This is a genomic window from Variovorax sp. P4_D9, from assembly GCF_056401695.1.
On the sequence record NZ_JBFUIU010000955.1, the window covers coordinates 1 to 3126 of the forward strand.

Annotated in this window: 2 protein-coding genes and 1 pseudogene; all 3 read left to right on the plus strand. The window is 67.2% G+C overall.

The genetic code is table 11. The features are described 5' to 3' along the window. Nucleotides 1-473: pseudogene (locus AC1DY5_RS48965) on the plus strand (hypothetical protein); the annotation flags it as partial. A 465-nt stretch (nt 474-938) separates the two neighbouring features. After that, entirely contained in the window at nt 939-2003 is a 1065-nt protein-coding gene (locus tag AC1DY5_RS48970; RefSeq protein ID WP_478121558.1) for a glycosyltransferase family 4 protein, read from the plus strand. Then, nucleotides 2000-3126: glycogen debranching N-terminal domain-containing protein (locus AC1DY5_RS48975; protein WP_478121559.1), on the plus strand; the 1127-nt coding region annotated here is incomplete at its 3' end. The genes AC1DY5_RS48970 and AC1DY5_RS48975, both read left to right, overlap by 4 nt.

The window sequence follows — 3126 nt, forward strand, 5'->3', positions numbered from 1 at the left end:
CTCGTGCACGGACCATACAGGTGCCCTGGCGGCGCAAGCAGGGGCGATGACGTTGCCCGTCCAGGCGCGCAACGTCGGCGCGGCAAGGGCCGCCGGCGCCGAGCTCCTCCTCGCGAGAGGTGCCCGGTGGCTCGCGTTCACGGACGCCGATGCGCATCGACACATCATGGCGCGAACCTCGGTGTGTCGGCAGCGGCCTATCGTCGCGCGGGCGGCTTTCGGCACGTGGCGTGCGGCGAGGAGTCGACGTCGTCCACGCGCTCGAGGCATTGGGTGCTGCCATTGCCTGGAGCGCTCGCCCGCGGGTCACGACGAGCGTCAGGCGCGTGGCACGAGCCGCGGGCGGATTTGCCGACTCCCTGATCCGGGCGGTCGCACAACCGCGGCGGGGTCCTCCGATGGCACCGCCATGGGAGTGCCGGCATGAGCGAGCTCGCGGAGATTTTCGCGCGCGAGTTTCCTGTGTGGCATAGGTTCGTCCGTTGCCAACCGGCCAGACGGCGCATGACTTCACGTCGTGATCCAAGTCGCAAAAGGCGTCGCTCCTGTTGCAATGGCCCCGGTGCTGGAACGCCGGGTCATCCAAGGCGTTCGCGCACAGCGGTCGCCCCGCAGGCCCGGCGCGTTGTCTGCCGTCCATCAACGGCCAGCCCCCGGCAGGTCCGTGATACGAGGGGGAGCGCCGGCGCGTCACGACCCTGCCTCAGCGGCTCTTCGCCTTTCTCGTGATCCCTCCCGTGAGCGAGGCGTGCAGTACGACCGTTCCTACCTCGAAACAAGGTCCATCCCACGTGACCGCTCGCGTCGCTGAATGAACGTCGCTTTTTTGCTGGGGTGCCGTGGTCCTGTTGGCACCTGAGATCGGCGTTCACAAGCAGCAGGACTGACGAATATGCGCCGCGGCACGACGCCGTGGCGCCAGCGTGGGAGACAAAGCCATGAGGATCGCACAGATCGCCCCTTTGTATGAAGCCGTGCCGCCGCGGCTGTACGGTGGAACGGAGAGGGTGGTGGCACACCTGACGGACGCGCTCGTGGACCAGGGGCACGACGTCACTCTGTTCTCCTCCGGCGATGCGCGAACGCGGGCGGCGCTCGTTGCCACGCGGGAACAATCCCTGCGCCTGGACCCGCGACCCCTCAAATCGGACCTGGCCAGCCACCTCTCGTTGCTGCAGGAGGTGAGGCGAAGAGCTGACCAGTTCGACGTGCTGCATTTCCACATCGACATGTTGCATTTCCCCTTGTTCGAAGAACTGGCTGGGCGTACCTTGACGACCTTGCACGGTCGGCTTGACATTGCCGACCTGCCGGACACCTACAGACGATGGAAGGAGTTCCCGCTCGTGTCAATTTCGGACGACCAGCGCAAGCCGCTGCCCGAGGCCAACTGGTACGGTACGGTGCACCACGGCATCGCCGACGGCCACTACCGCTTCAGCGAGGCGGCGCGCGGCGACTACCTGGCGTTCCTGGGCCGGATATCCCCCGAAAAGCGGCCCGATCGCGCCATCGAGATTGCGAAGGCGGCGGGCGTGCCCCTGGTCATCGCAGCCAAGGTGGACCAGGTCGACCGCGCGTACTTCGAGGACAAGATTCGCCCCCTCCTCGATCATTCCCTGATCAAATTCATCGGAGAAATCGGGGACGCACAGAAGAGCCGCTTCCTCGGCGACGCGCGCGCCCTGTTGTTTCCGATCGACTGGCCCGAGCCCTTCGGGCTCGTGATGATCGAGGCCATGGCCTGCGGTACGCCGGTGATCGCATACCGTTGCGGTTCGGTTCCCGAGATTGTCGAGGACGGCGTGACAGGCTGCATCGTCGATCACATCGATCAGGCCGTCGCAGCGGTCGAGGCGGTGCGGCGGCTGCCGCGCCATGGCGTGCGGGCCGCCTTCGAGCAGCGATTCACCGCGCAGGCGATGGCACGGCGCTATGCGCATCTCTACTGGCAGCTCGCACGCGACAACCGGGCCGCCTTGCTCGAAGGGGAGGCGGCGTGAGCGAATCCCCGTCGGCCGATCCGCGCGGCACAGCCGAGACGGCGCCCGACCAGGACGCATGGCCCGCGCCGCCGGCGCGCGCCGCGCAGCGTCTGTTCGTCCTCAAGGAGGGGGACACCTTCCTGGTCGCCGACACCTTCGGCGACATCACCGGCGAAGGCGACGGCTTGTTCCACAACGACACGCGCATCCTCTCGATGTTCCGTCTGATGATGAACGGACGCCAGCCCGCGCTGCTGTCGAGTGCCGTCAGCCAGGACAATGCCTTCTTCACGGCGCACATGGTCAACCATCCACTGCCCCCCTTGGGGGAAAGCTCCCTGCCGCAGGGCGTGATACATCTTGAACGACGCCGCTTCTTGTGCGGCGACGGCGTGCACGAACGCATCACACTGGTCAACTACAGCGACGTGATCGCGCGCGTGCCGATCCAGCTCCTCTACGCGGCGGACTTTCGCGACATGTTCGAAGTCCGGGGCCAAAGCAGGCCCAAGCGGGGCGAACTCGGCGTGGCCCAGGTGGGCGACCGGAGCGTCGTGTTGCGCTACCAGGGCCTCGATGCCGTCTGGCGCAGCGTCGTGGTGTCTTTCTCTGAGGTGCCGCGGCGCCTCACCGACAGCGGTGCCGAGTTCAACATCCTGCTCGAAGGCGGCGGTCGCTGGGAGCTCTACGTCGAGGTCGCGGCCGCGCCGGGCCTGCCGTCGCGCCATCGCTACCGTGACGGCGCGGCACAGGCGCGTCGCAGCCTGCGGGTGCGCCGCCGTCGCGCAGCGCGACTTTGCGTGTCGAGCCGTCTGTTCCAGGCGTGGATCGACAAGTCCGAAGCCGACCTGGCCCTGTTGACCACCGAGTTGCCGACCGGCCCCTATCCCTACGCCGGCATCCCTTGGTTTTCCACACCCTTCGGCCGCGATGCGGTGATCACGGCCATGCAGACGCTGTGGATCGATCCGGCCTTGGCGCGCGGCGTGCTGGCCTTCCTCGCCGCGCACCAGGCCATCGAGACCTCGAGCTTTCGCGATGCCGAGCCGGGAAAGATCATGCACGAGACGCGCAAGGGCGAGATGGCGGCCGTCGACGAATTGCCTTTCGGCAAGTACTACGGCGGCGTCGACACCACGCC

Excerpts from the sequence above, each read along its gene's own strand:
- AC1DY5_RS48970 (WP_478121558.1), top strand. The coding sequence starts at position 939 with ATGAGGATCGCACAGATCGCCCCTTTGTATGAAGCCGTGCCGCCGCGG.